The following is a 25,320-nucleotide window of genomic DNA, read 5'->3' as shown; positions in this document are numbered from 1 at the left end:
ATTCATAAAATAATAAATAATATTTATGAAACGGAGTAATCAAGTGCGATATATTATTTTATTTCTTATTTCTTTATTTTTTATAATTACTTTCATTATAATAACTAATAATGATAAAAATCAGTCAGTTAAACAAACAACTCAAATCGAGAACGATATAAATAAAAAATCAGAAAAGTGCACATTTTATTCACCAATAAAAACAAAACGACTAGCCTGGATAACACTAACTCATAAATCCCCATGCTCTTAGGTGTAAATAATCATTACCAGTGTTATTATAATGGATAATATGAATAGGCGTTTTCAAATTATAATTAAATTAAATACCATCAAATTAGATAGTATTTAAATTCAGCTATATACCTTTTGTTAAAATATTATGATCCTGTTACTATCAAATCCATATGATGTTGCAAAATTAATATATTCATTCAACAAATTTGATGGCATGGTCGGTGTACGTGATAATATCCATAAATAATCTTTATCTGGTCCTACAACCAAAGAATATTGATAATTCTTATCCAATTTGATGATATTATATCCACCATAGAATGGACCAAAAAATGATACTTTTAATGCACCTTTATTAGATAAATCAACAAAATAAGCCTTACCGATACTTTCTTTCCAGCGATGTTTATTTTGACTCCAACCTCGATTAATAACCTTAACACCACCATCATCTCGTAATGAATAATTTGCGGTAACTTTCGTTAAGCCTTTTTCAAAACGATTATCTATTCTAGCTACCTCATACCACTGCCCAAGATAACGTGATAGATCAAAATTATTAACAGGCTTAATGTCACTCGGAGGAATAACATTGCATCCAGTAAGAATAAATGAACTTAAAAAAGTGACAAAAGAACGTATCATATTTTCCTCCTATCAATAAGTTTATTATAATCCATAACGTAATCTTAAGGATTGAGGATAAGGATGAAAATATCTCTGTTTACTCAAATAATTATCAGGATGCTCTGATAGATAATGATTAATTAATGTTAAAGGTGCTAATAAAGGCTGTATTCCTTGACGGTATTCTAAAATCAATTGACTTAATGCTTGTCGCTGATTTGATGTTAAATAGCGCTTAAAATACCCCTGCACATGCATAAGAACATTGGTATGATTACGTCGTGTTGCTTGGTGCTGTAATAATGTCATAAATCTATTTCGATATTCATCAAAAAAAGCTTCCAATGAATGCCATTCTTTATTATTAGCAACAAAGCGACCTAACTCTCTATAAAGAGGTTGTGAATGAGCCAATAAGAGCAGTTTATATCTTGTATGGAAATCGATTAAAGACTGACGAGTAAATGCGTTCATTCTCAATTCATTCAACTCATCCAGTGCAAATACACGTATAACAAAATTTTCTCTTATATGAGGATCATTCAATCGTCCATCTTCCTCTATTGGTAACCAAGGCATCATTTTTTTCAGATTTTCTGTAAAAATACCCGTCCCAGCCTTCCTATTACCATTACCAATAGGATCATATACACGAACACGCTCTAATCCACAACTTGGTGATTTTGCACAAACAATATACCCACTAAACTGATTAAATTTCTCTAAATACTCAACAGAATACCGATTCATCTTTTCAGTTAAATCACCTTCACTCCCGTTACTAAATTTTAATGCAATTTCTCCTGAATTTGATTTAACTAATCTTAGTGCGGGCCTTGGTGTAGGTAAACCAATAGCCATCTCAGGACAAGCCGATTGATATTCAAAATAATCAGATAGTTCATCTACGGCAAGATGAAAGCGCTTATGACCACCATCAAACCTAACATTATTCCCTAATAAACAAGTGCTAATCCCTACAATAATTTTTTTACCAACAAAATTATTTTTGTGAATATCTGTAACAGAGTTAAACATTCTTACTACCTCATATGAAACATTCATATAATCTGATTATAGTAGATCATAACTGTATTCATATTAGTAAGATTATGCTTTTTTTACTACTTTTATAATTTTAATTAGGTTTCAATCTTTCAGCACTAGAAATATATAATGCAATAACAAGTAGCAGTATCGTTCCTGAGTAAACAATAAGTAACTGAGGATTTTTATGTTCAACAACAATTAACCTAATTACCGCAGTTATTGCAATATAAATAAAATATTGCAATGGAAAGTGATAATTCGACTGAAAATATTTAATAATTAATGCAATAAATTCAAAATAAAGAAAGTAAATGATAAGTCCATCAACTAATAAATAAATTGAAACTGGATCACTAACTGTAAATAATAAATTAGCAAGGATAATAGTTTCTTTAACTAAAAAAATTATTAAAATAATTGCAAGCAATATCAGGCCAACACTACTAATCCATTGTAAAACTCGACTAATTACTTTTGTTTGATTTAGTCCTGTCATAATAACTCCTAAGAGTTTATGCTCCTAATATCAAGTTTTCTATAGATTAAAATAAAAAATAGATGAGAAGCTTTATATTTAATTGGACCGCCATCAAGGTATCGAACCTCGACTTTTAGTTTAAATAAAACTAAATACTCTCCCAGTTAAGCTAATGGCGGAATGAATTTACCTGAACCAACGAACTATCACAAATGCAACTAAGAGCAATAAAGCAATGATAATTACATTCCGTAAAAAAGCGGGGATTCGGTGTAATAGCGCAGACCAATTCATAGGCATCTCCTTAGGAAATCATTCCTTTAGATACCGCATCTATTTTCGATAAAAACTTGCAAATGCAAGGTTTGCTGTTGATAGCAATGAGGTATGTTTACTTTCCTAAGTTTACCACACACTAATGAATATGTACGTTTTAAAATATAAAGGGATCATATTTAAATTTAAGCAACAAAAAAACCCCGCCAAAGCGAGGTTCTATATATTCAACTATTTAACGCTTAACTCATTTGAGCAGCCATCACAGTCTTACAAAAAATACATTTTGCGCCGTGTGGATTGTTCACTGTAACATCAAATTGTGATGTTCTATATTGTGAACCGCTACAACAAGGGCATTTAAAATAGAGGCGAATAGTAATAGCGCCTTTAGAGAGCCACCACGTTGCCTGCTGCTGGACCTTTCATACCATTTTCAATGGTAAATGAAACTTCTTGGCCTTCCATCAGAGATTTGAAGTCATCACTCTGAATTGCAGAGTAATGTACAAATACATCTTTACTTCCATCTTTAGGAGTGATGAAACCAAAACCTTTATCATCGTTAAACCATTTTACTGAACCAGTCATTGTATTAGACATAGAATTTCCTTTAATTTATTTAATTTGCCATAAGGCATATGAGGGTTTGTTTTTTATTTTTACTTATGGGAATTAATTAGAAGGAATTCGCAATGAAGTGGTATCGAGGATAACGCTAAACGGTGAACAACTTTAAACTGACTAACATAAATAGGCCTGTACTTCCAAACCAGTGATGTCATTAAGCCATAGAAAAATTCAGATAGCAAACTTTATTTTTGCAATAAAAGCACTTGTGTGTGCTATCAAGAATGAAACCCTATTAAAAGGTGCCGACTCACAGCTCTTGTGTGAACGGTATAAGTGGGTATTGATTCTGTGGTCGGCATAGACGGAAAGGCTACAAAGTAACCTTATTTAATTTAGGGTTGAATATCTTAGTGAGAATAATTATCATTACATTCGTATCAAATTGACAGGTTTGATACGAATTAGTACGACATGACTTACATTGCTTCTTGCGTTTATTTTATATGCCGATATGACTCCTAGCGTATCGGCATTTTTTTATTGTGTATTGAAAACAATTAAGGCTACACATCATGCGTAGCCTTAATCTTATTCACGTTATCTAACTCAATTAACTTTTATCTTTATTTTCTATCGCTATTGTTTGTCGTTTTTCTTCTTCAGGTAATTCATACTCAATAGCAATGATCAGAAGTCCACTTGATAAATCGGCTTTTTCTATTTTAACATTTTTACCGAGGTCAAATTGCAACGTAAATTGCCCTTGAGATATGCCTCGGTGGATCCATTTATCATTGTCTTCTTCTGATTTTTCTTCTTTTTTCCCCTCAATCAATAAACGACTTCCTTTCAATGAAACCGATAAGTCATTTTCTTGATATCCAGGCACACTCACTGTCAGTTCATAGTGGTTATCATCAATCTGTTTCAGGTTATAGGTCTGAATTGGTGATGCAATGGGCTTACTGCCTGTTAACTGACTAAACAGGCGATCTATCTGATCAAAACGATTTGAAAGTAGGTTGTCAGATAATGTTGGGAATAATGAAAAAGGTTTAATGTTAGGCATATAACTCCTCCTTCAGTATTTAGTGAATTATGGGCGGTATCTTATTTGCCCAAAATATAAATATGAACGAGCAAGCATTTTTCAAGCCCTAAATCCTAAATTTTTTATCTTTGACCTACATGGGATTGTAGATAACAAAAAACCCCGCCGAAGCGAGGTTTGAAATACTTACATTTATACTATTATATAAATATTGCATTTAATTTATAGAAAAAAACGGAGTTTTGCAACTTTTTAATCAGCTTAAAGCGCTAATTTTGAATAGCGAATCTCTATCTAATTGATAGCAACAATCTAATAAACAAATCCAATACAGTTTATAGCTCTTTCGCCAAGCATCAGCACTGACGCCCAACAATTCAGCGAGCTTAACATCCGTATATTTTTTTGCTGTTTGATTAATTTCTGCTTTTACCGTCTGAATGGCTAGTAAGGTAAGAGATTGAAGTCGTTGCTTAACTTTTTTCGTTATCCTTTTTTTACTATTTAATCGCTGAAACTCATGCCAAATATAGGGAACAATGAGTATTTGCTCACGATAATATTGATAATCACCATAGCAATAGAGTAACCATAAGCGCATTTCGTTAGGCAATTGATGAATACCTCTGCGCCATGATGAAGTGCGATAAGTAACTTCATTAATTAATGGTTTTGATTTTCCTTTGGCATGTTTTTGCTTAATTTTGAGTGGATGTGAGGGGAGTCTGTATCGAGACTTTATTTCACCCGCATAGCGTATTGGGTTTCTTTTAAACCTATCGGTTACAAGTATTGCTTGTTCCTCCATGGCACTTAACGGCCCATTTTCTATAATACAAACATTCATCAACGCTGTACTTACTCGCTCGCGTATCCACTCAATATTCACTATCGCACCTCTTGGATAATTATCTGCCCCCTTTTTCCCCACACTTTTGTTACCCGCCCATCCCATACACGTGAATCATCGTCAAAAATAGCATCAAGTAATGCTTTTTCGAGATTATCTTTATCCGGTTTTTGTTGATGGGGTTTACCGTTCATTTCGGAGCGTTTAGTTTTACTCCAACTCTTCGGCATGGGTAGAATGAATGTAATGTGGTAATGTGATTCAGGTAGGGTGATTTTGTTTAACTTTACTTCGTCCTTAAACGCAAAATACTTTAAAACTGGGGGACGTTTTTTCCATTTATCAGCCTGAGTCATCCTTGGTTTAGGTACTGGTTCGATATTAAAGACCTTCACACGTTCAACTTCCCTTCTTGGATCAATATGGCTTGCGTTCTCAAAACACCTTCTAGGTGACATTGTTTTGCATACTCCATATCCGTAAATCGTGTTCGTCTATCAACTTCATCGTGACATGCACTACAAGCCCAAGCGCCAAATAAGTCATGCGATTTTATTCCGACGCCACAAAGACCTGACATTCTGTAATGGGCTAAAACAACCGTTTCAGAGTTACCATTACAAACTGAAGGTATTCTAATCTGACATTCACGCCCTTTTGCCTCATTGCGTAAATTCATCATGAGCCTCCTGATTACTATTTTTTATCACTCTAAAATAAAAACGATCATGTTATTAACTGAAATAATCATCACTATTTCCTATTCTTCTTGCTTTCTTTTCAAACTCATATATTCAGAGTTACGAGGAATGATGATCGGAATTCCCTTCTCAATGCACCATTGTTCATGTTTCTCCATCATGTAAAGCATCCTTGCTTTATCCATCTTGCTGGTTTTTTCACGCTCACCGTTTTCATTGCGTCCTAGCCAATGTCCAACGAAATATTCATGAGTTTCCTCATTAGTGATGGGCTTTGATAAAACAACTTCACCGACACCATTTTTAATATCGATAACAACGCCACGTGCACGTAACCACTCGCCTGTGTTTTCCATCCACATACGCCATGTTTTATTCATGGGTATGGTTCTTAAATCACGCCACTCGGTGATTTTGATGCGATAGCGTTTACCTGTTGTCACGATTTCGGAGAGCACTTTGAAAATACTGTTGAGATTGGATTTATGGAGACAGATATCATCTGTCACTAAACAACCTCTCCATCATTATTTTTTAAATATACAAACACCTAGTTTCATCTCGGAAATTGCTAAATTAAAATCGTTTACCTCCTTTTTTAACTCTATTTTCTCGCTGATGATCTACTCGATGTTTGTTGTATTCGAGTTTCTCTGTAATAGCGCTTTCGATGTCGTAACCGAACTCTTCCGCATAATCCAAAATACGAATAACAGCATCAGCAAGTTCAACTTCTGCCATTTTTCTATGTGGTAAATGGTAATCCATTAGATCTTTACGCTCCCCCTCCATTGCTTCACTAATTTCAGAATGGATCAAGCAAAGTAAGGTTCCTTTTTCCCTTGGGATATCCCACCATCCAGCCTCAATGTTTTGTTGATGAATTTTTTTCTGTAGTTGTTTTATTGTCATATCTAAAATCCCTCTATCGAATTAAAACGATTTTTCACAATACCTTTTAGGCTCTCGTTTCGGTTGAGCGCGATAAGCAGCCATATATTGATCAACCGATGTAATACTCAATCCTTGTTGGTCAACATACACAGTACCTGTTTTACCGTGTCGATTGAGTCTTAAAATCATCTCGGTCAGTGTTTCATCCGCATTATCGTGGTACACCGCATCACGATAAATGCCTAACCAATAATCACAATCTTGCTCGATTTGTCCTGTATCTCTTGAATCACTTGGTACGGGGCGTTTATCTGCCCTGTTTTCCAATCCCCGATTCAGTTGTACAAGCAACACAACCACCGTATTGAGCTCTTTTGCCAATATCTTTAGCCCCTTAGTGATTTCACCATAGGCAATATCATTACGGTCAGCTTTTCCCGCTTGCATCAGAGTGAGGTAATCGACACCAATAAACCCAATATCACCGACTTTGCGCTTAATTCTCCGACTTTCAGAACGAATGTGTTGTAAGGACATGCCGGGTGTATCATCCACCCAAATATTGGGCTCATCTTTAAGGCGACCGATGGCACTGCAAAGCCTATCCCATTCATACTCCTCTAACTTTTGGTAAAATTTATCTGAATTAATCTGGGTTTGTTGGGCTAGTGTCCGTTCAACAAGCTGTTTATCCGTCATTTCCATGCTGAACAACAATACAGGCTTACCTTGTTGTGAGACATTTTTTGCCATTTCAGTGAGAACGGTTGTTTTCCCCATCTTTGGACGAGCACCAATCACGAACAGAGAACCGATGACAATCTGTTTTGGGCTTAATAGGCGGTCAAAATCTTTAAATCCCGTTTTTAATCCTCGATGTTTCTCTGGGGTATCTTGGCGGTCACAAATATCGGTAAAAACATCATCCAACACATCATCAATTCGGCGTAGCCCTGTTTTTCTCCCCATTTTTCCAAACGACGTGGCTTCATCAAGCAAGCGTTGTGCTTGTTCAATTTTATCCGTAAAACTTAACTCACTTGGCACCATCATGAGTTTTTGAATTTCAACCGTCTTTTCGATAACAAAACGCTGTGCGGAACACTCTCGGATTTTTTTCGCATAAGCCATAATGTTAGCAATACTCGGTGTTTCTCTTGCCATCTCAGCAAGATAGGCAAAACCACCTGATTGATTAATTCGGCCTTTTGACTCCAGACAATCCGTCACCGTCATGATGTCTATTGGCATACGTTGGGTATACATTTCTCGCAGGGTGAGATAAATAATTTGATGGTGTCGGGCATAAAAATCTTCAGGTTTTAGCAGTGAAAAAATTGATTGCGCATTATCACTTTGCGGGTCAAGCAGGAGTCCTCCAATAACATTTTGTTCCGCCATTAAATTATTCGGAACTTGGTTCATCACAGTGCTCCTTCCCTTGTTTTGAGTACCGTTTCAGGTCTGAGTAAATAATCAAAATTCGCTCGCCAACCCCGATTATTTTCGCCGAAATACCAAGCACTCGCCGTTTCCATAAAATAATCAAAATAATTTTTAGCTGATTCGACTGTGGGCTCTTTAAGCTCTTTCAGGAATTTGGATATTGCTCGTTTGCGTTTGTCATTCAGTGATTCGGCATTGGGTAATCTATCCCCTGCTGATTCGTTGAAGGCTTGCATGATTTCCTGATAAGGAATTTTAGCTTGCCGATTAATTGAAATCTGCTTTGCAGGTTTCGAGTCGTCAGACGATAATTTTTTAGAGTTAATTGACTGGTTAAAAGACTGACTGGTTCTGGGTAAAAATTTTTGACTACCCCCTAGTCCAACCGTTTGACTACCGTGGTCAAATTCTTTGACTACCTCTGGTACAGAATTTTGACTAGGTGGTACTGTATTTTGACTACCCTCATCAAGAGATTTAGCCTCCAAATCCAAAATATATAAATTGGAAGTATGCCCCTTATCAGTTTTTCGCGTAACTTTACGAACAAACCCTTTTTTACATAAACTTTTAATGTGGTTTATCGCACTTTGACGGCTAATTTCGCAATGACGTGCAATAGTTTCATAAGAAGGAAAGCACTCGCCTTTATCATTGGCATTATCGGCAAGTTTCAGTAGCACCATTTTTTGTGCTGTACTCCCCACCTGTAATTGCATGGCTTTTGCCATTAGAAGCATACTCATTTTCGCTCTCCTAATAACTTATCCCGATGTGCTTTCCTTAATTTTGCGTCTTTCAATGCTTCCTTTAAACGCTGACAACCCAGTGGGGTTATTTCTTGTAATAGCCTATTTCTCATGATGTTTTTATGCTCATCACAGCCATTAAATTCATGATTTATTCTTTGTCTCATGGTATAATTTCTCCATTCCAAAGCTGTATCAAAAAAGGGAAACCGAAGTTTCCCCTTGTGATAAAAACTGGATATTGATACAGTGTATTTGTACGTTAAATGGTGAATTCCATTGAACAACACGCCTCGTTTGTTGCCGCAATCGAGGCGTTTTCTTTTATTTTCATTTGAGAAAGTTCACCCATTTGTTTCCACAAAAATCGGTACTCTTCTTCTGAGATTTTTCGTTCTCCTTCCATCACAAAATCAATAATTCCCGATGCGACAAGCGTTTCGCATATTTCAGGATATTTTTCAGTTCGACGTAGGATTGTTGAATCATGAACACCTAACGTTCTAGCCACGGCAGACTGAGTTTTATTTCTCAATGCTTGCAATGCTGAAGCTATTAGGTGATTAGAGATAAATTGATTGAATTGTTTGCGTGTATTTGCGCATTCCATTGTTTAGAGTCCTTATGAGTTAACTAAGGGACAATAATGATCCGTGGCTCATTCCATATGAGCGGATTGTTTAGGTGCGCATTTTTCAGCGCAGAGCTGTTAAAGAGCAGGATGATACTTATTTTCCTGATGGAAACGGCTTAACTTCTTCAGCCTCAACTGTTCCATCTTGTTTTCTGATAATGAAAATATTTCTTTTCTTTAAAATTGCTTTACTTATTGCGCTTTGCCTAACACCTAACAATTCAGCCGTTTTGTGTTGTCCTAGCTCAGTAGCAAATTTAGTAAGAGGGACTTTTTCCATAGTTTCTCCTTTTTTAATCATTATTACCGCAAGTGATAAAATAGTCAACACCTGCGGTGATTGGTAAATATTCCATTTGGTAATAAAATTGCAGTATGAAAAAAAAACCGATCACAGATGAACAAAAAGCTGACGCTCTTCGCCTAAAAAATATATTTGAGGCAAAAAAGAAAGAGCTCAGCTTGTCACAAGAAACCCTTGGTGATTCAATCGGCATGGGGCAAAGTGCCATTGCTCAATTATTGAATGGCGTAAATGCATTAAATATAGAGAATGCAGCTAAGCTAGCAGAAGCATTGCAAGTCACTGTTGATGAATTTAGCCCATCTCTAGCCAAAGAAATTAGAGGTATGTTTAAAGCTGTCAGCCCATTAAAAACACCAAGTATGAATGAAAAATACCAGTACCCTCTATTTACAAAGGTACAAGCTGGCGCTTTCTCAACAGAATTTAACTCATACACTCAGAAAGATGCTGTGTATTGGATACCGACAGCTAAGAAAGCTAGTGAGCGCGCTTTCTGGTTAGAAGTTGAAGGGCAATCAATGACAGCCCCACCTGGAGGAAAGCCAAGTTTTCCAGAAGGAATGCTAATTCTGGTAGATCCTGAAGAAGAAGTCGAGTTCGGAGATTTCTGTGTTGCTCGTTTACTGAATGATGAATTTACATTCAAACGACTTATTAGAGAAGGCGGGATTGAGTATCTAGAGCCATTAAACCCACGCTATGACCTGATCCCCATTAATGGGAATTGCACAATCATAGGTAAGGTAATCAAGTCACAATGGCCTGACGACACGTTTTAGGAGGGAGTATGGCGTTTAACAATATTGAGATAGCAAATATTAGACGGTGTATGGAGTTTTTCATGGAAAAACGCCGCCCAGCAGAGCACCTGAGAGATGAATTAGATCTACAGTATCGTATCGAGGACGACTCAGTAATTATCTTTGAAATTAGACAACTAATATGGAGTGATGGCAAAGTAGAAGAACCAATAGCAAAAATAACATATAATAGGCATTCTAGTTCATGGTCTCTGCTTTGGATGGATAAAAATAGCAACTGGCACCACTACGATGAAAAAATGTTAGGTAGCTTCTCTGATGCAATTCAATTAGTAGAAGAAAATGTTTGCGGATATTTCTTTGGTTAGTAACTGAGTATGCTCAACGACAATATAATCTATTCAAGAAAAAGCTGGCCTTGTATATTATCCAGAATTAATGGCTTATAGTGAATATAACTGCTTGTTTGAAGATGAAGATTAATTACTAATGCCCAGCCCTCCCATGGGGGCTTCTTTTTCACTTATTTATCAATCAAATCAATAGCTATACTATAAATAGCAATCATATGTTTACTCTCTTCATTTACACGCTGCTCTTCTAAAATTGCTGAGATATTCTTATGTGTAATGCGGTAACCTTTTTCGTTTAATAACATTACAGACCTTCCTACAACTTGGCATACACTTTCATAAATAGCATCTCTTTCAATATTCATACACACCTCCGTTCAATATTTAAACAATAACACTCTACTGGATATGCACATAAACATTTTTGTTTGTTTTCTGCACTGAGGTTTGTCTATTAAAGTGATCTGCATTCCAACTTGAGATTTTTTTGAAAATAAATTATCTGGAAATACAATAAATTAACACCGCTAGTTATATTTTAATTACCCGCGGTGTTGACCTGTAAATCACCGCTGGTTATATTTAACATACCAAAGGCAAGAAGCCATAGATAAACAGGATGTTCGCTCTTTAACAGAACGCGCTGAAAAATGCGCAAACCAAAAACAGTAAGTTTTTGGATTGGTGAATGATAAAGCTGATTAGCAATATAGGGATCGGCAATAACTCAATAAGTCGCATGACGTAACACCGAAAGTAGGAGATCAGCACCTACCACCAATCACCAAAACTTATTCGGAGGTGGTAATTATGTGTATTCGCGGATATAACTGCGCTAGAAGTCGCAGAGCTGACCGTAGAACGGAATTACAAAACGCATATGCTATGAATGAACAGTTAAAAGTTGCCATTCATGGCAAGCCAAAAGAAGAAATAAAGCGCCCTACTTTATCACTAACACGCAAACCAGTTAGTAGGGTTGAAAAAGCAATTTCAATTCGTAGTACTAAAGTTTATGACTCAGCAGATAACTGTTGCTTACCTAATGTAGCAGTATTTTCAGGAGTTAAAACAAAACAGCCGAGCAGTGAATTCGGGGTTACGGCACGTTGATTAATAGATAGGAGATAGAGATGGGAATTAAAACTCCAGATAGTTACAATCCAGAATGGCAAGCAAAGATGTTGAGAAAATAATCCATCAAACTTGGTCGGTTAAAAGAGTGTGATGATAATTCAAAAATTAGTCTAATTGTTGAATGTGATGAAATAGTAGACGCACTTCGTGAGTATTCAGGCTACTAGCGTCATGTTTAATTAATACACCTTATCAAATCGTCTACTAATTGAAAGTTAGGACTTGAAGTTACTGTAACTCTAATAGAAGTATCCATACGAGATGTGATGACAGCCTGAGTATACTTGACTCCGTTAATATTAATATCTGCTATTTGACCGATATTTTTAACAGAAAAATTACTCAGACCAGTATCATTTTTAAGTCTAATTCTCAAGGAATCATTTTCTTGTATATGAGAGTCAATTTCTGCTGATTCTATATTTTTACATGCAATAAAAAGCTCACCTTTACTAGTTTTGAAAGACAAACAAATATCATCTGGCTTGCACTGATTATCAGCTATTGCAGATGTTGTGAATAAAAGCGCAGCAACAGTAATTAATTTCATGAAAACAAATCCATTTATTTAAGTTAAATGGAGTATATCAGTATGTTAGTTAATAACGAAGGATGTATGACATGAGTAAAATGACATTCGTAGTTGAGTATGAAGATGGTAAGGAGCCGTCTGTTAATACAGGAACAGAGATATTAGGCGGTAAATTGTTATCAGTTGGATTTAATGATTACCGAGATGAACAACTAACTCAGGATGAAGTTAGCGCCTTAAATCACGCAATTAACTTTAACGACTTGAAAGAAACCTGCGAAGACTTTGAAGTCAATTATGACGAAGTTGTAGCAAAACTCTAAAGCTCTCGCTCAACAATAACCCACCATATATTTAGATATATAAACAAAATATTTCGTAATTAATTATATTCATTAAAAGGAAATAAAAATGATGAAACAAGAAACCAGTGTCGTTATTAATGTGAAATTAACTTTAGACCATAAAATTAAATCACCACATGTTGAAGTAAAAACACAAGTATACGCTCATGAAGAAGCACCAGAATTAGCTATATTACTAAGTAACTTCTCAGATAATTTAGTTGGAGAAAATTCAATTAAATCATCATTTAAAAAAGCTGCTATAAACACATTGCTCAATAAAATAACACACTAATAAAATTCAAATCATTAAAAATAAATTAATACACCTTCACTTCGCCAACACCAGATAACCACCTTATCGCTCATCTAGCGAGGTCACCATGAAAACTAACTATTACAGCGCTATGCGTGACGGCATGGCGGTGAGTATCTCTACACCTTTTTTACAACTTGCTCGTCAAGCTGCAAGGATAGCCGTCTCTACAAATAACAAAAATATTTGGCGATTAGCAAGTCAATTACAAATGAAAGCTTATGGGAGGAAAGTATGTCACTAACTATACGTTACACCTATGCCGATATGACGAGCAGAAACCGAAATAATGGCACGGAAATAACCTTTCAGAATCTCAACGATGTCCACATTGAAACCGAATCATTTGGAGAACTTACCCAATATTACCAACCTGCCCCCTCAGAAGTCGTTGATTACATAATCAGTCAATATGATGAAAAGTCACTTGCTACGGCTATTCATCTCTCAGGACGAGGGGAAGTGGTTGCAAAGATACTCAATGAGTTGTATTTCAGGAGGGTTGCGTGACAGACCATCAACAATGGTTAGAAGAATTGCGCAGGAGGTGCAAAGAATCGCAGGAACGCGAGCTCGATGAATTTATGTATCAAACGGAAGTGTTAGGACGGCAAGGATTGTCATTGCCAATGAAGGACTTTCAGGGAGATTTTCAATGAACAATATCTCTCATTTCTGCCCAACAAAAAAATACCCTCGATTAACATCACAGTTAGAAAAAAATAGAGAAGAGGCTCTCGCTAAGGCAATTGCAATGATTGACGGTCAATTGCCGAATACAAGTGTGCCAGATAGGGAAAAACGATTAGCAATGGAATTGCTACACATGAACTTGAACACATCGAAAAATCACCCTCCTCTTCCTGAGCATATTCAAGCCCAACGAGATTCAAAAAGGACATATACGCCTAGTAATAAATTTGAAGTCGATTACTACGGAAGTGATCGCCGTCAAGGTCAATATTTAGGGGATTAATATGACAGCTGTATACAAAGCTATTAGTAATGTTGCTAGAGAAATGGCTGAAACGGGCATTAAAAAAGGAAGTGTAAATCAACAACAAGGATTTATGTTCAGAGGAATTGACGCGGTATATAACGCTCTCGCTCCTGCTCTAGTTAAGCATGGGTTGCTTATTCTTCCACGGATCATTGAACGTACCGTCACGGAAAGACAAACACAAAGAGGTGGCTTGTTATTTTATGTCGTAGTGAAAGCTGAGTTTGAATTTGTTTCTGTTGAAGATGGAAGCAAACACACGGTTGTGACTTATGGTGAAGCAATGGATAGCGGAGACAAAGCCACAAATAAAGCCATGTCTATTGCATATAAATACGCAGCTTTCCAAACATTTTGTATACCAACTGAAGAAACGGCAATCGATGCGGATGCAGAAGTCCACAATGTAGCACCGAGAACACCAGATCAAATATTGAAAGATTTTACTAATTCAGCAATGGCTATTACAGATCTCAATATTTTGAAAAAAGAATTTGGTGAAACATGGAAGTTACTCAGAAAAACGCCTGAACAATCAAAAGCAAAGGAAGTATATAACATCAGAAAATCAGAATTGGAGAAGATGTAATGGCAAGTAAAGGTGTAAACAAAGTCTTATTGATAGGACATCTAGGTCAAGATCCTGAAATGCGTTACCTCCCAAATGGCGATGCGGTCACTAATATTACATTAGCCACCAGCGATTCATGGAAAGATAAACAATCAGGTGAAACCAAGGAACGTGTTGAATGGCATAGAATTGTGATATTTGGAAAGCTCGCCGAAATTGCTGGCGAATATCTGCGTAAAGGATCACAAGTCTATATCGAAGGTCAATTACAAACACGTAAATGGCAAGATCAAAATGGACAAGATAGATACAGCACGGAAGTTGTAGTGAATATTAATGGTTCAATGCAAATGTTAGGTAACAACAATCAGGCAGGTAGGCAGAGTCCACAACAAAATCAAGGATGGGGTCAACCACAGCAACCACAGAAGCCAGCACAACATCAAGCACCACAGAGTCAACCACCGATGGATTTTCAAGAAGACGACATTCCATTCGCGCCAATTGGACACCCCTACCCACGCCACACTATTTATGTGATTTAACCAAGTAATATCAGTATGAAAGCTACGGACAGCTTAATTTAACTCGCAGGGATGCAAGCAGAGAAATGAATAATGGCAATAGTTCAATTTTATACAACAAGAAGTAAAGACGAAACTCCATCACAAATTACTAATAACCTCCGATATGAATTACCAGATGATCATAATTTCAGTGCTGATGATGACCTAGAATCCTGCATTGAAGCATGTGCAGAATATTATCACGCTGACTGTGACGGATGGGAGAGCAGATTTCCATGCTTATTTATGCTCTGGATTGACGATGAATACCTAGGGATATTTGAGGTTAAGCGTGAGTTTGAACCAACATTTTCAGCCCAAAAGGTGGAGTGATGGATAAATCAAGGATGCAATTTGAATCGTGGTTTAACAATCAGTATTCAGGTTATAACTACGATGAAAAACTTATTTCATTCGTTAAAGCACAATTATTTATTGTATGGCAAGCATCACGCGAATCATTATTACTAAATTTACCGATAAGAGAAAGGAATAAAGGTAATTATGATTATTTTACTGACGGATATAACAGTGGAATATCAGCATGTGAAATCGCTTTATTAGATAGCGGAGTGAAAATTAAAAATGGATAAAAATATATTAGAAATGGCAAAACATTTAAAAAACAAAATAAACTCAGGCGAAGGTATTGATGAACATAATTGGCAAGAAATAATTGAAGTTTGTAATGAAATAGAGCGAATTAATAATTTAGAACCCGTAGTATTTGCCAGACATACAGGAATGCAAAGACCACTAGATTTAACTGTATCTCACACAATATTAAATAATTGGATAGGATTTAACACTAAAAACCCAGAAATAAAGGATGATATTTACCCTCTATTTATTTTAGATTAAATAACCATGCAAATAATCGGATATGTATTACTCATGCTAATACAGGGTTCTGCACGTTTATAGGAAACCCAAATGATATATTTAAGTTTGTTCAATGGAATATCCGCTGGTCGATTAGCATTGTCTCGCGCTGGGATTAAATTTGATAAATATTACATCGCTGAAATAGATAAGTTTGCAAATAAAGTATCTGAATTTCATTATCCAGATAATATCCAGTTAGGTGACGTTAATAATTGGCGTGAGTGGGGTATTGACTGGTCAAGTGTTGGGTTAGTTACTGCGGGGTTCCCTTGTCAGTCGTGGAGTTTAGCTGGTAAGCAATTAGGCGATAAAGATGAGCGCGGTAAATTATTCTGGACGACATTAGATATAATGAGTCACGTATTAGAAAATAATCCAGACGCTAAATTTATGCTCGAAAATGTAAAAATGAAAAAAGAGTTTGAGGAATATATAACGCTTCATACCGAACGTGCATTAGGTTATGTAAATAAAACTCTTATTAATAGTTCATTATTATCAGCACAAAATAGACAACGTTATTATTGGACTAATTTTGAAATTAGCCAACCAGAAGATAAAGGTATTTTACTAAAAGATATTATTGATGATGACAGCATTACCAATAAAGAAAAGTCATATTGTATTGATGCCAATTACTCGAAAGGAACAAATTTAAGTCAGTACTTTAATAAATCTAGGCGACAAGTTGTTTTTTGTGGTGCAATTAGAGGTCGTTATATTATTAATGGAGTAAGACAAGACCATAAAATAAAAACAGCAGGACTTACCACTCAGAGATTAGAATTAAGAAATGATGAAAAAACAAATACATTAACTACCGTTCAAAAAGACAATGTTGTTGTTTATAGGGCATGCGAACCAAGGGAGCACGTTAAGCAATCCAAGGACGGATTAATTCATGTTGCTAATGCCACAGATATTAAAGGTAATGAACAGATAAAACGCATTTATTCCGATGCAGGAAAGGCTCCAACGCTATCCACATGCCAAGGCGGTCATAGAGAGCCGAAAGTTGCAATTAGAAATAAGAGTAAAACTGTTCGCTCATCTGGGCGCAACTCTTATGATAGACATGAATGGGATTCTATTAGTAACTGTCATTATCGAAAATTAACACCGACAGAATGCGCTAGATTACAAACATTCCCCGATGGCTGGTGTGAAAATATAGTTTCAAACTCACAATCATATAAATGCTATGGCAATGCTTGGACTGTTGATGTTATTGCTCACATATTTAAATGTGCATACAGAGAAAATAAATACGAAGCTATTCGTCCTGTTGTTAATTACGAACAATCATGTAATGCCAATATCTGAGAATTTATATACGCAATCGAAATACAATAAACGCGCTGAATATTTAATGTCAGTGAGGGATTTAACTATTATTTGTGGTGAGGTGATGAGAGGTGAATGAATTAAAAGAGGAAATAATTAATCTTCTAAAATACAACAAATTGACAAAGGCTGAATTATATTACTTATGTAGTCCTGAATACTCTAAAAGTCAGGTTAGTTGTGTAATTGGTCATTTAGAAGCAGGTGGAATTATCAGGAAAGGAATTTGCGAATATTGGGAGATAATCAATGAATAGCTATAATAAGTACACCGACCTTCAAATTAATGAATTAGTTGCTACAAGGTTAAAGAAGAAATGCTTATTAACGGAAGAATCTGTATTAGCTTATATGGATAGCGGCTATCGGACTTTCGACCCATGCAATAACCCTACTGACGCAATGCCGATTATTATTGAGAATGAAATATCGATGATTAAAAGCTCAGGTGGCTGGATGTGCTGCCATGGTTCAGTTGGTCAGGTTGAGCGTGAAAGCTTATACCGTGGCGCTATGGAATTATTCTTAATGATTAAGGATGCGAAGAATGAAAAAATATGACTTGATATTGTGCGATCCACCTTGGTCTTACAATAACAAAGTTTCAAATGGCGCAGCAGATAATCATTACAACACCACCGATTTATATTCCCTCTCTCGATTACCAATAGAAAAACACTCCTCTAAAAATGCCGTACTGTTTATGTGGTACACCGGAAACTTTGCACTCGAAGCAATTAAATTAACCGAAGCATGGGATTTTAAAGTTAAAAACATGTTCGGGTTCGCATGGGTGAAATTAAATAAAAATGCAGGAGATAGAATAAATAAAAAACCACCAGAAGATTTCTTTGACTTTATGGAAATATTAAACAATAAGACGAAGATTAATTGCGGTAATTACACTCGTCAAAATATTGAAATGTGTTTAATAGCCACAAGAGATAATGGATTACCTCGTAAGTCTGCAAGTGTTAGGCAAGTTATTTATTCATGTCTTGGTGAGCATAGCGAAAAGCCAAAAGAAATACATTATAGGTTAGAAGAATTATACGGAGATGTTCCTCGACTCGAATTATTTGCACGAGAGAAATATGGTGATTGGGATGTATATGGCAACCAAGTAGAAGGAAGCATTAAATTAATATAGATGAATTATGACATTTACTGAACTTGCAGGGCTAATAGCATTATGTGTACTTATTTATTTAATTGAAACAAGACAAGCGTAATTATGGATATTATTGACTCAGCAAATGAAATAAACGAATTACATATTCAAACATCATTATCAAATCGTAAACCAGCAATTAAATCTCATAACGGAATGTGTATTTGGTGTCACGAAGAACCTGTTGCACCTAATAGTGCATATTGCAGTAAAGATTGTGGTGATGATCATGAGCAATATAAACGGAAGAATGGATAGTATTACGAAATTACAAAAGGAAGAGAAAGATGGAATATAAATTATTACGCTTGGATGAAGTTTTAGATAGAACGGGATATAGCAAGTCATGGACTTACAAATTAATAGATAAAGGAGAGTTTCCAAAGCAGGTAAAAATAGGATCACGTTCGGTTCGTTTTATTGAAAGCGAAGTGGATGAATGGATAGAGCAACGAATTAATAATGCTCGTTGCCCTGAAAATACCCTCAATTGAATTTTATTTCTTTTTACTTCTCAGCTCATCTATATAATCAGCATACCACTGCATCATCTCCCTTCTACCCTCCAAATACAGCGCATGGTTATAAGTGCCACGGATAGAGTTTTTATCAACATGAGCAAGTTGTAACTCTATCCACGCTGTATTAAATCCTTTCTCATGCAATATTGTACTCATGGTATGTCTAAATCCGTGACCAGTGGCCCTTCCTCTATAACCCATTCTGCCAATCATTGTATTTATTGCCATTTCAGACAAATGTTTCTTATGATTAGTTCGACTAGGGAAGATATACTGATAATCACCAGATATTGGCTGTATTTGACGTAGTAAAGAAATTACCTGATCTGACATTGGCACAACATGCACCCTGCCCATCTTCATTATTTTTTCTGGTAGCTTCCATGTTTTGCTTTCAAAATCTATAAATGACCATTCTGATTTTCTTAACTCTCCTGGTCTTAAACCGGTAAGCATTAATATATTTAAAGCAGTTCTTACGATCTGACTTCCTTGATACTTGTCTACTGAAGATAAAAACTCAGGCAATTCATCAGCCAATAAATATGGATAATTTTCTCGTTGATGTGGAATAAACGCGCTGGCTAAATCTGGTGCAGGGTTATATTCAGCTCGTCCAGTGATGATGGCGTATTTCCAAACCTCACCACAGCGCTGACGAACTTTTTTTAATTTCTCTGTAACGCCACGCTTTTCCATTATTGAAAGCACTTCCAGCAATTCGAGAGGTTTAATCTCTGCTATTGGGCGATCTCCAATGTATGGGAAAACATCATTTTCAAATGCCTCCATCATGTCATTACGGTAACCCTCAGACCATCGGTCTTTTCTTCCCTCATACCACTCTAGAGCAATGCTTTTAAATGTATTGCTTCCATCAAACTTTGAATCCCTTTTCTTATCCTTCTTTATCTTGTTAGGATCAACGCCATCAGATAACTGCCGTTTTGCGTCATCCCTTTTCTTTCTGGCTTCCGCTAGAGTTATTGTTGGGTAGACACCGATAGCTAGAACTTTTTCTTTGCCATCTATACGGTATTTTAATCTCCAATATTTACTTCCTGATTTTGTAACTAATAGATATAAACCTCCTCCATCGAATAGTTTGTAGTCCTTTTCTTTTGGCTTACTGCTATCAACCTGCTTAACTGTTAGTTTCATATTGGGGGTATTAAATATTAAGGGGGTATAATGTCCCCCCATTTGTACCCCAAAAAAATGGAGCTTTCAAGAGACATAAAGAGACTTCAGGAGACAATGATTTAGTACGAAGGTTTGATTTTACTGGGATTAGGAGACTTCAGGAGACGCTAGGAGATGTTGAGATGGCGGAGGAGGAGAGATTCGAACTCTCGGATGGTTTCCCATCGGCGGTTTTCAAGACCGCTGCCTTCAGCCGCTCGGCCACCCCTCCGCAATGGGGAGCAATATAAACACCTAGGCTTATGTTGTAAAGCCCTTATTGTACTGTTTGCCGTAAAATTAAACGCATTACAAGTCAATGGCTTAATTTATCAACGATTTATGGGTTCTACTTGGGTATTTTCCTTATTTTTGCTAAATTAGCGGTATTATTTTTGATTGGTTGCTACGCACATGTTTGTATTTAACGGAAAAGAAATCGAGACAGATAGTCACGGTTATTTAAAAAATAGCAATGAGTGGAATGAAGATATGGTTCCAACATTAGCTGAACTAGAAGAAATTGAGCTTACAGAACAACATTGGGAGATTATCCGTTTTGTTCGCCAGTTTTATTTAGAATTTAATACCTCCCCTGCTATTCGGATGTTAGTAAAAGCGCTTGCACAAAAATATGGCGATGAAAAAGGAAATAGCCGTTATCTTTATCGTTTGTTTCCTAAAGGCCCTGCAAAACAAGCGACAAAACTTGCTGGTTTACCAAAACCCGTTAAATGTATTTAATATTATCTTTCGATAAAAGATCATTAAAATAATATTACTCATAATGGCGGATTGAAAAGTCTGCCATTGGTTCATATTCACAAGATGTCGCTGACCAAAATGTAATTTTGGCACTTCTTGGACCACCAGCTTCTAACCAATCTTCAAATTCTTTTAATGCATTTTCTTCCGCAAAAGCCTTTACTCCCACGCTATCATCATCACGATTCCAAACATACCCTGTTATTGGCTGTTTTTTCATCCACTGATAAGTAAAAAAACGAAAACCAACACCTTGAACACGTCCTTGAATAATATATTCTCTACCGATTTTCATATGCCCTTCTAGTAACCCTCTTCAAATAAAAATTCTGTCTAGGTTATTGTCTTTTCTTTATACAATAGATAATCTGATTTTGTGAGGTTTTTTATTCATAATGAAAGCAAAGGATTATATTTTTTCAAACCCTTGAAATTTCACTTTGTGACCTCATATATGTAACCAATAAGCAAGGCTATTATGGAGGTGATACTATGATGACCGCCAGCAAATTTGGGATAGGACAGCAAGTTAGACATAAATTACTCGGCTACTTAGGCGTTGTTGTCGATGTGGATGCTGAATATTCCCTTGATCAACCTAATGAGGATGATATTGCATCTAATGTGACCTTGCGAGCAGCACCTTGGTACCATGTTGTGATGGAAGATGATGAAGGACAACCTGTTCATACTTATCTTGCTGAAGCGCAGATAACCTATGAAGTTTCAGATGAACACTTAGATAATGACTCATTGGATGAGTTATCACAGTCAATTCGTAGCCAATTACAGGCACCACGATTAAGAAATTAACCCAATTAATCTACATAACCAGTAATCTGAATGAAATGATAATCGCCGAATTTGTTTTCGGCGATTTTATTTTGGCGTATTACCAAGGAAGACCATGTGCTTCAATTTCTTTTTTTGGACAACGATCCATTACCACACGTAACCCTGCATCTTCGGCTAAATTTTTAGCATCTTCATTAATAACACCAATCTGTAACCATAATACTTTGGCATTAATTTCAATGGCTTCTTGCGCAATTTCTAATGCTACGTCAGATTGACGAAACACATCAACCATATCAACAGCAACAGGAATATCTTTTAATGAGGCATAGCATGGTTGCCCCAATAAGGTTTGCCCTGACATACCTGGATTGACAGGAATAACATCATAGCCTTGTTCTAATAAGAATTTCATGACTTTATAGCTTGGGCGATCTTCTTTATTACTCGCACCAACAAGCGCAATGGTTTTAACGCTTCTTAAAATGTCATAAATATCTGAATCCACCATTTATCTACTCCGTTCATCATGAAGATTGAAAATATTATGATACATCATAGTATCTTGATCTGTTCATAGCTTCTAAGATAAAAAAAAGGTATTTTGAAAACTGGAATAATTACTATATTTATTTTTAAAGGTATCAAATGGAACAAATTGACCGCACGCTCTTAAAAGAAAAAAATATCGCGCTTGTTGCCCATGATCACTGTAAAAGCTCATTACTGGAATGGGTTGAAAATAATCGTGAACAACTGTCTCTACACAAGTTATTTGCAACAGGAACTACTGGTAATTTAATTAATCACCACACTGGCCTTACTGTTACTCAAATGCTAAGTGGTCCTATGGGTGGCGACCAACAAATAGGTGCAATGATCGCTGAAAAGAAAATTGATATTATGATTTTCTTTTGGGATCCATTAAATGCTGTTCCGCACGATCCCGATGTTAAAGCTCTTCTACGCTTAGCTACAGTTTGGAACATCCCAGTTGCAACAAATCGTGCAACTGCGAATTTTTTAATTTCATCACCTCTCTTTTCACAAGAATCTACAATTAAAATTCCAGATTATGAAGGTTATTTAAAAGAGAGATTAAAATAGTCCTAAGGTTTTCGCTGTATAGGCACACCTTGAGATTTTAGTTCTGAAACAAAACAAGATGGCTGTTGTTTATTAAATAATAGCCATACTTGTTTTTTTGCTCTTGTTAAAGCGACATACATTAAGCGTCGCTCCTCTGCATTAGGATAATCTTCAACACTAGGCAGTAATGCCAATTCAATAATCGATTCTCTTGCTGGTGCTGGAAAAGCGTCTTTACCTTCTTGTAAACCTAAAATAATAACGTAATCCGCTTGTTGCCCTTTTGAAGCATGAAAAGTCATAAACTGTAGATCTAATTTAGGCCAACGTGTTTTCGCTTTTTTTAATAATTCTGGTTTTAAATAGTGATAACGAGCGAGTAAAAGGATAGTTTCATTTTCTTCTACGTAACCACTCATTTTATTTAATAGATTTTCAAGTTGATCATCAGATAACAGCACAACTGACTTTTTATTACCTTTCACTAAACTATTTAAAGGTTTAGATAATTGAGCTGGATTTTGTTGAATAAACGTATTGGCAACATTTCCTATCGTGTCATTAAAACGATAAGTCGTATCTAATGCACATTCAGCACCTTCACCAAAAGAGTGATGGAAAGAAGTCGTTAATAATAATTCTGCGCCACTAAAACGATAAATGGCTTGCCAATCGTCTCCTACTGCAAATAGAGATGTTTGTTTATTTTGCTGTTTTAATGCGGTTAATAATGAAGCTCTTAATGGAGAAATATCTTGGAATTCATCAACAAGAATATGTTTCCAGGGACTAATAAAACGCCCTTTTTCAATAAGATTGATAGCTTGATGTAATAAGCCCGAAAAATCGATCGCATCTTCCTCTTTTAATGCAGTTTTCCAAGCTTTTAATAATGGAGATAATAATTTTAAATATTTTTTAAAGGCTTCTGTATATTCGGGTTGTACACTTTCAATCAGAGATTTTTGGCTACCACCTTGCATCCTTAATAAACCAATCCAACGCTCTAATCTTACGGCAACTTGATTTTCTAATTTTTTATCATGCCAAAACTCACCATCAGGAATATCCCACTCTAACTCCTGAGATAACCACTCTCGCCACCCTTTTGCTTGTGCTTTTTTCTGTTGGCATTGCTCTCGCCACTCACCTAATAATAGCGCTCTTCTTTTTTCACTATTTATTTCAAGCTCACTAATTTTGGGTTGTTTTTTAGTCGCTTGTTGAATAACAGATAATGCCAGTGCATGGAACGTTTTTGCCATAATATCGGCATTTAAACGACTAGAAAGCCTTTCATTCATTTCTTGTGCGGCTTTACGACCGAAAGCAAGTAATAAGATTTGATCTGGCTGTGCTAATTGACGACGTAATAACCAGCCTGCTCTCGCAACTAATACTGATGTTTTACCACTGCCCGCACCAGCAAGAACAAGAGTATTTTCTTCACCATTAATCACAGCACGACACTGCGATTCATTTAATGGCAATGATTCAATCGTATTAAAAAATTCCGCATGCTCATTTAATATTTGAGTTACCCATTCAGAATTTTCTTTATTAATAAGTGCTTCACCTTGCTTTAACCATTCTAAACATTGCTGATAAAGAGTATGGCAATTATCAAATTGAGTAAGGCGTTCAAGAGGAAGGGGAATAGCAGAAAAGCTTTCTTTGATAGATTGTTGGATCTCAACAAGATTAGACTTTTTTATCCATCTATTTGATTGAGTGATTTCATTAATATTATGGAGTTGCTTTTCAAGCACCTGAGCACTTATTTCGCTCATTTCTTTACTCCAATTTTGCCATGATTGATAAAGATAACGATAAAATTGCTGAGTTTCTTCCCAGTCTGTTCCATGCAATCGAACAACTTTATCTTCAGGCAATAAAAATTCTAATTCCCCCCACACAATTCCTTTTTTACAGAAAATATTAATCAATTCGTTAAAAGGAATTAAATACTGATGTTTTTCACCACTGACTTCAATGCCAGCATTTAACAATTTGACTCTATTATAAGGATGCTGTGCTAAACGTTGTCCCATCGGGGTGGATTTCAGTTCCATACGTAATTCCTGCAATAAATAACAAATAGTCTGTTGTTAAGCT

At 36.0% G+C, this 25,320-nt stretch carries 45 protein-coding genes and 2 tRNA genes; 23 read left to right on the top strand and 24 right to left on the bottom strand.

Annotated features, from left to right (window positions below):
* Window positions 1–372 precede the first annotated feature (372 nt).
* The 17 genes from F1325_RS06435 to F1325_RS06365 all read right to left on the bottom strand — a co-directional run bounded on the left by F1325_RS06435 (window position 373) and on the right by F1325_RS06365 (window position 9,846).
* On the bottom strand, window positions 373–882 hold the full coding sequence (locus tag F1325_RS06435; protein WP_098943667.1) for a lipocalin family protein: 510 nt from the start codon (window positions 880–882) through the stop codon (window positions 373–375).
* Window positions 883–906: 24 nt separating this feature from the next.
* Entirely contained in the window at window positions 907–1,902 is a 996-nt protein-coding gene (locus tag F1325_RS06430) for a YbgA family protein (RefSeq protein WP_109372766.1), read from the bottom strand.
* A gap of 100 nt (window positions 1,903–2,002) precedes the next feature.
* The gene (gene psiE / locus F1325_RS06425; RefSeq protein WP_098943670.1) at window positions 2,003–2,410 is read right to left on the bottom strand and encodes a phosphate-starvation-inducible protein PsiE; all 408 of its coding nucleotides are present in this window, start codon (window positions 2,408–2,410) and stop codon (window positions 2,003–2,005) included.
* 83 nt (window positions 2,411–2,493) lie between these two features.
* A tRNA-OTHER gene (locus F1325_RS06420) sits at window positions 2,494–2,571 on the bottom strand.
* Between the two features lie 339 nt (window positions 2,572–2,910).
* Window positions 2,911–3,051 carry a hypothetical protein gene (locus F1325_RS19530; protein WP_419775829.1) on the bottom strand — a complete coding sequence of 47 codons (141 nt, stop codon included), beginning with the start codon at window positions 3,049–3,051 and terminating at the stop codon, window positions 2,911–2,913.
* A gap of 7 nt (window positions 3,052–3,058) precedes the next feature.
* Window positions 3,059–3,271 (bottom strand): transcription antiterminator/RNA stability regulator CspE, encoded by a 213-nt coding sequence (gene cspE / locus F1325_RS06415; protein ID WP_041701226.1) that lies wholly within the window; start codon window positions 3,269–3,271, stop codon window positions 3,059–3,061.
* Window positions 3,272–3,851: 580 nt separating this feature from the next.
* Window positions 3,852–4,310: an Hsp20 family protein gene (locus F1325_RS06410; protein WP_160230133.1), complete on the bottom strand. Its 459-nt coding sequence runs from the start codon at window positions 4,308–4,310 to the stop codon at window positions 3,852–3,854.
* 238 nt (window positions 4,311–4,548) lie between these two features.
* The gene (locus F1325_RS06405) at window positions 4,549–5,181 is read right to left on the bottom strand and encodes a bacteriophage antitermination protein Q (RefSeq protein ID WP_098943672.1); all 633 of its coding nucleotides are present in this window, start codon (window positions 5,179–5,181) and stop codon (window positions 4,549–4,551) included.
* Window positions 5,181–5,537 (bottom strand): RusA family crossover junction endodeoxyribonuclease, encoded by a 357-nt coding sequence (locus F1325_RS06400; protein WP_004245983.1) that lies wholly within the window; start codon window positions 5,535–5,537, stop codon window positions 5,181–5,183. Before F1325_RS06400 ends, F1325_RS06405 begins: the two co-directional genes overlap by 1 nt.
* Complete coding sequence (locus tag F1325_RS06395; protein WP_004245984.1) at window positions 5,534–5,824, bottom strand: DUF1364 domain-containing protein; 291 nt, start codon at window positions 5,822–5,824, stop codon at window positions 5,534–5,536. The genes F1325_RS06400 and F1325_RS06395 overlap by 4 nt, the downstream gene beginning before the upstream one ends.
* A gap of 78 nt (window positions 5,825–5,902) precedes the next feature.
* Window positions 5,903–6,352, bottom strand: a complete 450-nt coding sequence (locus F1325_RS06390) for a YbcN family protein (RefSeq protein WP_160230132.1) — start codon at window positions 6,350–6,352, stop codon at window positions 5,903–5,905.
* A gap of 67 nt (window positions 6,353–6,419) precedes the next feature.
* Complete coding sequence (locus F1325_RS06385) at window positions 6,420–6,755, bottom strand: hypothetical protein (RefSeq protein ID WP_017628812.1); 336 nt, start codon at window positions 6,753–6,755, stop codon at window positions 6,420–6,422.
* A 21-nt stretch (window positions 6,756–6,776) separates the two neighbouring features.
* On the bottom strand, window positions 6,777–8,162 hold the full coding sequence (locus F1325_RS06380) for a replicative DNA helicase (RefSeq protein WP_160230131.1): 1,386 nt from the start codon (window positions 8,160–8,162) through the stop codon (window positions 6,777–6,779).
* Window positions 8,162–8,929 (bottom strand): helix-turn-helix domain-containing protein, encoded by a 768-nt coding sequence (locus tag F1325_RS06375; RefSeq protein ID WP_109374413.1) that lies wholly within the window; start codon window positions 8,927–8,929, stop codon window positions 8,162–8,164. Before F1325_RS06375 ends, F1325_RS06380 begins: the two co-directional genes overlap by 1 nt.
* Window positions 8,926–9,099, bottom strand: a complete 174-nt coding sequence (locus F1325_RS19125; protein ID WP_004251793.1) for a hypothetical protein — start codon at window positions 9,097–9,099, stop codon at window positions 8,926–8,928. Before F1325_RS19125 ends, F1325_RS06375 begins: the two co-directional genes overlap by 4 nt.
* 95 nt (window positions 9,100–9,194) lie before the next feature.
* Window positions 9,195–9,542, bottom strand: a complete 348-nt coding sequence (locus tag F1325_RS06370) for a hypothetical protein (protein ID WP_004247478.1) — start codon at window positions 9,540–9,542, stop codon at window positions 9,195–9,197.
* A gap of 118 nt (window positions 9,543–9,660) precedes the next feature.
* Window positions 9,661–9,846: a Cro/CI family transcriptional regulator gene (locus F1325_RS06365; RefSeq protein WP_088495874.1), complete on the bottom strand. Its 186-nt coding sequence runs from the start codon at window positions 9,844–9,846 to the stop codon at window positions 9,661–9,663.
* Between the two features lie 95 nt (window positions 9,847–9,941).
* On the opposite strand from F1325_RS06365, the gene F1325_RS06360 reads away from it, so the two are divergent.
* Window positions 9,942–10,652: a LexA family protein gene (locus tag F1325_RS06360; protein WP_098943676.1), complete on the top strand. Its 711-nt coding sequence runs from the start codon at window positions 9,942–9,944 to the stop codon at window positions 10,650–10,652.
* Window positions 10,653–10,714: 62 nt separating this feature from the next.
* Complete coding sequence (locus F1325_RS06355; protein WP_231039483.1) at window positions 10,715–11,002, top strand: DUF3024 domain-containing protein; 288 nt, start codon at window positions 10,715–10,717, stop codon at window positions 11,000–11,002.
* Between the two features lie 155 nt (window positions 11,003–11,157).
* Here F1325_RS06355 and F1325_RS06350 read toward each other — a convergent pair whose 3' ends face one another.
* The gene (locus tag F1325_RS06350; protein ID WP_098943677.1) at window positions 11,158–11,352 is read right to left on the bottom strand and encodes a DUF2767 family protein; all 195 of its coding nucleotides are present in this window, start codon (window positions 11,350–11,352) and stop codon (window positions 11,158–11,160) included.
* A gap of 520 nt (window positions 11,353–11,872) precedes the next feature.
* Between F1325_RS06350 and F1325_RS06345 the strand changes: the two genes are divergently transcribed.
* Window positions 11,873–12,100 carry a hypothetical protein gene (locus F1325_RS06345; protein ID WP_420094321.1) on the top strand — a complete coding sequence of 76 codons (228 nt, stop codon included), beginning with the start codon at window positions 11,873–11,875 and terminating at the stop codon, window positions 12,098–12,100.
* 199 nt (window positions 12,101–12,299) lie between these two features.
* Here F1325_RS06345 and F1325_RS06340 read toward each other — a convergent pair whose 3' ends face one another.
* Window positions 12,300–12,674, bottom strand: coding sequence for a hypothetical protein (locus tag F1325_RS06340; protein WP_098943679.1), 375 nt, complete (start codon window positions 12,672–12,674; stop codon window positions 12,300–12,302).
* Window positions 12,675–12,754: 80 nt separating this feature from the next.
* Between F1325_RS06340 and F1325_RS06335 the strand changes: the two genes are divergently transcribed.
* The 17 genes from F1325_RS06335 to F1325_RS06260 all read left to right on the top strand — a co-directional run bounded on the left by F1325_RS06335 (window position 12,755) and on the right by F1325_RS06260 (window position 19,347).
* Window positions 12,755–12,979, top strand: a complete 225-nt coding sequence (locus F1325_RS06335) for a hypothetical protein (protein WP_138158020.1) — start codon at window positions 12,755–12,757, stop codon at window positions 12,977–12,979.
* 88 nt (window positions 12,980–13,067) lie between these two features.
* Window positions 13,068–13,295: a hypothetical protein gene (locus F1325_RS06330; RefSeq protein WP_098943681.1), complete on the top strand. Its 228-nt coding sequence runs from the start codon at window positions 13,068–13,070 to the stop codon at window positions 13,293–13,295.
* A gap of 88 nt (window positions 13,296–13,383) precedes the next feature.
* Complete coding sequence (locus tag F1325_RS06325; protein ID WP_160230130.1) at window positions 13,384–13,560, top strand: hypothetical protein; 177 nt, start codon at window positions 13,384–13,386, stop codon at window positions 13,558–13,560.
* Entirely contained in the window at window positions 13,551–13,826 is a 276-nt protein-coding gene (locus F1325_RS06320; protein WP_098943682.1) for a hypothetical protein, read from the top strand. The genes F1325_RS06325 and F1325_RS06320 overlap by 10 nt, the downstream gene beginning before the upstream one ends.
* Window positions 13,823–13,975 carry a hypothetical protein gene (locus tag F1325_RS19120; protein WP_164530398.1) on the top strand — a complete coding sequence of 51 codons (153 nt, stop codon included), beginning with the start codon at window positions 13,823–13,825 and terminating at the stop codon, window positions 13,973–13,975. The genes F1325_RS06320 and F1325_RS19120 overlap by 4 nt, the downstream gene beginning before the upstream one ends.
* Window positions 13,972–14,292: a hypothetical protein gene (locus F1325_RS06315; protein ID WP_109373564.1), complete on the top strand. Its 321-nt coding sequence runs from the start codon at window positions 13,972–13,974 to the stop codon at window positions 14,290–14,292. Before F1325_RS19120 ends, F1325_RS06315 begins: the two co-directional genes overlap by 4 nt.
* Window position 14,293: 1 nt before the next feature.
* The gene (locus F1325_RS06310) at window positions 14,294–14,905 is read left to right on the top strand and encodes an ERF family protein (RefSeq protein WP_109849932.1); all 612 of its coding nucleotides are present in this window, start codon (window positions 14,294–14,296) and stop codon (window positions 14,903–14,905) included.
* Window positions 14,905–15,432, top strand: coding sequence for a single-stranded DNA-binding protein (gene ssb, locus F1325_RS06305; protein WP_160230129.1), 528 nt, complete (start codon window positions 14,905–14,907; stop codon window positions 15,430–15,432). Before F1325_RS06310 ends, ssb begins: the two co-directional genes overlap by 1 nt.
* A gap of 72 nt (window positions 15,433–15,504) precedes the next feature.
* Window positions 15,505–15,786, top strand: a complete 282-nt coding sequence (locus tag F1325_RS06300) for a hypothetical protein (RefSeq protein ID WP_109849930.1) — start codon at window positions 15,505–15,507, stop codon at window positions 15,784–15,786.
* Complete coding sequence (locus F1325_RS06295; protein WP_109849929.1) at window positions 15,786–16,046, top strand: hypothetical protein; 261 nt, start codon at window positions 15,786–15,788, stop codon at window positions 16,044–16,046. The genes F1325_RS06300 and F1325_RS06295 overlap by 1 nt, the downstream gene beginning before the upstream one ends.
* Complete coding sequence (locus tag F1325_RS06290; protein ID WP_109849928.1) at window positions 16,039–16,314, top strand: hypothetical protein; 276 nt, start codon at window positions 16,039–16,041, stop codon at window positions 16,312–16,314. Before F1325_RS06295 ends, F1325_RS06290 begins: the two co-directional genes overlap by 8 nt.
* Before the next feature lie 72 nt (window positions 16,315–16,386).
* The gene (gene dcm, locus F1325_RS06285) at window positions 16,387–17,661 is read left to right on the top strand and encodes a DNA (cytosine-5-)-methyltransferase (protein ID WP_109849927.1); all 1,275 of its coding nucleotides are present in this window, start codon (window positions 16,387–16,389) and stop codon (window positions 17,659–17,661) included.
* Window positions 17,662–17,753: 92 nt separating this feature from the next.
* The gene (locus F1325_RS06280) at window positions 17,754–17,939 is read left to right on the top strand and encodes a hypothetical protein (protein WP_109849926.1); all 186 of its coding nucleotides are present in this window, start codon (window positions 17,754–17,756) and stop codon (window positions 17,937–17,939) included.
* Window positions 17,932–18,243, top strand: a complete 312-nt coding sequence (locus tag F1325_RS06275) for a DUF2591 family protein (RefSeq protein WP_109849925.1) — start codon at window positions 17,932–17,934, stop codon at window positions 18,241–18,243. The genes F1325_RS06280 and F1325_RS06275 overlap by 8 nt, the downstream gene beginning before the upstream one ends.
* Window positions 18,230–18,832 (top strand): MT-A70 family methyltransferase, encoded by a 603-nt coding sequence (locus tag F1325_RS06270; protein WP_160230128.1) that lies wholly within the window; start codon window positions 18,230–18,232, stop codon window positions 18,830–18,832. Before F1325_RS06275 ends, F1325_RS06270 begins: the two co-directional genes overlap by 14 nt.
* Window positions 18,833–18,916: 84 nt before the next feature.
* Window positions 18,917–19,111 (top strand): hypothetical protein, encoded by a 195-nt coding sequence (locus tag F1325_RS06265; protein ID WP_098943689.1) that lies wholly within the window; start codon window positions 18,917–18,919, stop codon window positions 19,109–19,111.
* Window positions 19,112–19,140: 29 nt separating this feature from the next.
* Window positions 19,141–19,347 (top strand): helix-turn-helix transcriptional regulator, encoded by a 207-nt coding sequence (locus F1325_RS06260; RefSeq protein WP_063693452.1) that lies wholly within the window; start codon window positions 19,141–19,143, stop codon window positions 19,345–19,347.
* A 3-nt stretch (window positions 19,348–19,350) separates the two neighbouring features.
* Here F1325_RS06260 and F1325_RS06255 read toward each other — a convergent pair whose 3' ends face one another.
* Both F1325_RS06255 and F1325_RS06250 read right to left on the bottom strand, forming a co-directional pair.
* Window positions 19,351–20,535: a tyrosine-type recombinase/integrase gene (locus F1325_RS06255; protein WP_109849951.1), complete on the bottom strand. Its 1,185-nt coding sequence runs from the start codon at window positions 20,533–20,535 to the stop codon at window positions 19,351–19,353.
* Window positions 20,536–20,700: 165 nt separating this feature from the next.
* Window positions 20,701–20,788: transfer RNA gene (locus F1325_RS06250), tRNA-Ser, on the bottom strand.
* Between the two features lie 182 nt (window positions 20,789–20,970).
* On the opposite strand from F1325_RS06250, the gene tusE reads away from it, so the two are divergent.
* On the top strand, window positions 20,971–21,300 hold the full coding sequence (gene tusE / locus F1325_RS06245) for a sulfurtransferase TusE (RefSeq protein WP_023581360.1): 330 nt from the start codon (window positions 20,971–20,973) through the stop codon (window positions 21,298–21,300).
* A gap of 34 nt (window positions 21,301–21,334) precedes the next feature.
* On the opposite strand, the gene F1325_RS06240 is transcribed toward tusE, so the two are convergent.
* Complete coding sequence (locus tag F1325_RS06240) at window positions 21,335–21,616, bottom strand: acylphosphatase (RefSeq protein WP_109373557.1); 282 nt, start codon at window positions 21,614–21,616, stop codon at window positions 21,335–21,337.
* 197 nt (window positions 21,617–21,813) lie between these two features.
* On the opposite strand from F1325_RS06240, the gene hspQ reads away from it, so the two are divergent.
* On the top strand, window positions 21,814–22,134 hold the full coding sequence (gene hspQ / locus F1325_RS06235; RefSeq protein ID WP_006537351.1) for a heat shock protein HspQ: 321 nt from the start codon (window positions 21,814–21,816) through the stop codon (window positions 22,132–22,134).
* Between the two features lie 79 nt (window positions 22,135–22,213).
* Here hspQ and F1325_RS06230 read toward each other — a convergent pair whose 3' ends face one another.
* Window positions 22,214–22,627 carry a CoA-binding protein gene (locus F1325_RS06230; RefSeq protein WP_109373556.1) on the bottom strand — a complete coding sequence of 138 codons (414 nt, stop codon included), beginning with the start codon at window positions 22,625–22,627 and terminating at the stop codon, window positions 22,214–22,216.
* A 137-nt stretch (window positions 22,628–22,764) separates the two neighbouring features.
* Here F1325_RS06230 and F1325_RS06225 point away from each other — a divergent pair, with 137 nt between their 5' ends.
* Window positions 22,765–23,223 (top strand): methylglyoxal synthase, encoded by a 459-nt coding sequence (locus tag F1325_RS06225; protein WP_075673145.1) that lies wholly within the window; start codon window positions 22,765–22,767, stop codon window positions 23,221–23,223.
* Between the two features lie 2 nt (window positions 23,224–23,225).
* Here F1325_RS06225 and helD read toward each other — a convergent pair whose 3' ends face one another.
* Complete coding sequence (helD, locus tag F1325_RS06220; protein WP_160230127.1) at window positions 23,226–25,277, bottom strand: DNA helicase IV; 2,052 nt, start codon at window positions 25,275–25,277, stop codon at window positions 23,226–23,228.
* Between the last annotated feature and the right edge of the window lie 43 nt (window positions 25,278–25,320).

This window comes from Proteus columbae (assembly GCF_009914335.1).
Taxonomy (GTDB): Bacteria; Pseudomonadota; Gammaproteobacteria; order Enterobacterales; family Enterobacteriaceae; genus Proteus.
The sequence above is the reverse complement of the archived record's forward strand: the minus strand, read 5'-3'. Positions and strand labels throughout refer to the sequence as shown.